This is a genomic window from Hyella patelloides LEGE 07179, from assembly GCF_900659865.1.
GTDB classification, from domain to species: domain Bacteria; phylum Cyanobacteriota; class Cyanobacteriia; order Cyanobacteriales; family Xenococcaceae; genus Hyella; species Hyella patelloides.
Map to the genome: position 1 here is coordinate 1 of NZ_LR214232.1, position 2,614 is coordinate 2,614.

The 2,614-nt window shown below is 42.1% G+C and carries 1 protein-coding gene; it reads right to left on the reverse strand.

Annotated elements, in window-relative coordinates:
• Positions 1–160: 160 nt before the first annotated feature.
• Positions 161–2,614: plasmid replication protein, CyRepA1 family (locus tag H1P_RS32600; protein WP_144875533.1), on the reverse strand; the 2,454-nt coding region annotated here is incomplete at its 5' end.

The window sequence follows — 2,614 nt, forward strand, 5'->3', positions numbered from 1 at the left end:
TTGGTAGGGTTGGTAAAAGGTTAATGGGTAAAGGGAAAAGGAATGTAAAAATAACCTTTTCCCCTTCCCCTTTGTCCTTTCCCCTCACCTCACTCTCGCTCCAATAATTGTTAACCGAACAGTATTGGGATGAGAACACCATCCCCCTTATATATATTCTTTAGCAAAGGGTGCGAACCACCTCACTATTCGATAGTTTGGCATCACGACTCAGCCAAAGAGCAAAAACCGCCTCTCGTCCGTCGGGGTCTATGGGACATCCTCCATATACCCGTTGTTTATCTGTCCGAGAACCCCGTGTACCTAATTTTTTCAGTTTTAAGCCGAGTTTGTTGAGGATTCTTTGGGCTACTGCTATAGCACTATCCTTTGTGGGATGAATTGTGACTCCTAACAACATCAAAATTTCATAGCGATATTGAATCATCTTTTCTAACCAACCCTCTAGAGAGTCGGCAGTAAAGTGAGCGAAGGGATTTAAAAATTGTTCGATATCTAGAATTTCTAGAGCTTTGACTTTAGCTGAAAGTGTTCGTTTATTAATATCGGGTTTGAAAGCAAAACCTTTACTATTGGCAGTTAAATTCGACAGGCTTTGTTGATCTTTTTGAGCTAGATAGATGTTACCAACGGTGAGGTAGTAATGTAGTCTTAATTTGTTGTACCAGCCTTTATCGTCTTTTTCTACTAGCTCTGGGGTAACTTCTACCCCGTAACGTATTTCTAGATTTCCTTTCCTCTCCTGGAGTCGTTCAGTTTTGGTTTTAGCGCGTTTGTGCAAGAGGGATTCTAATTTTTCTGGGGTGGGTTTCTCTACGTCGCTTACAGCTTCAGTAAAGGTTTGATAATTTTCTTGGCGGGTTTGGTTGAGAGAGTTATTGACAAGTGTTTCAGATGTCTTGTCCTCTTCTTTGAAGTGAGAAACCTCGTAACCTGACTCTCTTAATTTATTTAAAACCGAGTCGCGATAATTATTCTTTCCATCATTGACCACACAAGCTCTTTTTGCCCAGGTTAATAATGATTCTGGAGAGTAATTTACATCAAGCTCGTCAAACTCATCAATACCTGCTTGCTGTAGCAGCATCATATTGGCACGGGTTGTTTTATGTTCTGAATAGAGTAAACTCTTGACGCTGGTCGAACCATTGCCAATACGGTTATTCTTAGCTGTGGCTTTGACCCAAATATGACGGGTTACATTATCTCTGAGTCGTTCTGGGGTCTGACACACTGCATCGACGGTTTGTAAACCATAGGCAATACACCATACCCCATGGAAGTGGTTGTATAAATCTATACTGACTCCTGTTTCCACTACGGGGGATACTATTACTATGTCGTAGCGGGCAATAATGGCGTTGAGGTTGCCCATACACCCCATAGCTGGATGATTGGGGTCGGCTACTGATTCGCTATCAATTCTTAAGATTTTGGCGGTGGGAAATTTCTTTTTCAAGTAGGATTCTAAATTGATTGTCCCCCACTTACTTTTAGCTTTCTGTCCTGTGGTGTGAACTAGGGCTTTTTCTCCTTTTTCAAGACTTTTAACTAGGTTAGTGACTAATTTAATGGGGTCATTGCCCGAATAATTGATAAGTGAGCGTTTACCTAGATTGGGATTATGTTGATTCTCTAATACATAGGTTTCGATGGGGAAGCCGATTAAGGCTCTAATATAATCTAGGGCAATGGCAGATAAGTCCGCATCAGCAACGATGATTTGTCCTCCCGTACCGACGACAGTTTGAAGAAGCTGCTTGAAGCTGTTGATAATAGCTACTCGGTTATTCTGACAAGTATCGGAGTTAAGCAGATGCCATAGGACTTGTTCTACTTCGTCAATAATTACGAGTGCTTCGCGCCATTCATCGGGGTTAAAGTTCGGGTTAGCATGAGGGTGCAGCGAATCGATACAGAGGGCGTAACCTAATACCCCTTGGGTGACGCTAGTTTTTATTTCGGTTCTGTAATCAATGCCAAATCTGTGAGCTATGGTAATTGCTAGTTGTTCTCGGTGAGTTATAACAATGGCTCTTTGTCCTTGACGAATTCCTTGATGAACTCTTCTAGCTATCCGTTCGGTTTTACCCGTTCCTTTGGCGGATTTGATGCCGATGAGTTGGGCGGTAGCAGTTGGGTGATTAAAGTCACTCAGATAACGCTCATCGACTGTTACAGGGGAGTATTTCGATAAATCTAAGAGATTTAATAAATTGAAGTTAGAGAGGGGTTGACGGTTATTATAGAGGCAATGGAAGAAATCTACGCCCCTGGCGAATATCAGGTCATCTACTCCCTTCTCTGGGGTATTCCAGCTTATAACGGTAACTTTACAACCCCTGCTCGCTAATAATCCGCCAGTGATTTTAATGGCTGCTCTAACGTTAGCAACGGTTTTGGGTTTGGTGTCGTTATCAAAAGCAAAGATGATTTCTCGCTCTTTCTGGGCAAATACTTCTAGTTGAGGAATTAGAGAAGGTTTGCCTATTTTATTGCCCCAGTTATCTCGCTCTTGACGATAACCACCATAAATTCCAGGTAGAGCAATGGCGACATAACTATTAGTGATTAAACACCCTGCTTTTTTCGCTCCTTCGGTGATGATTAGGGG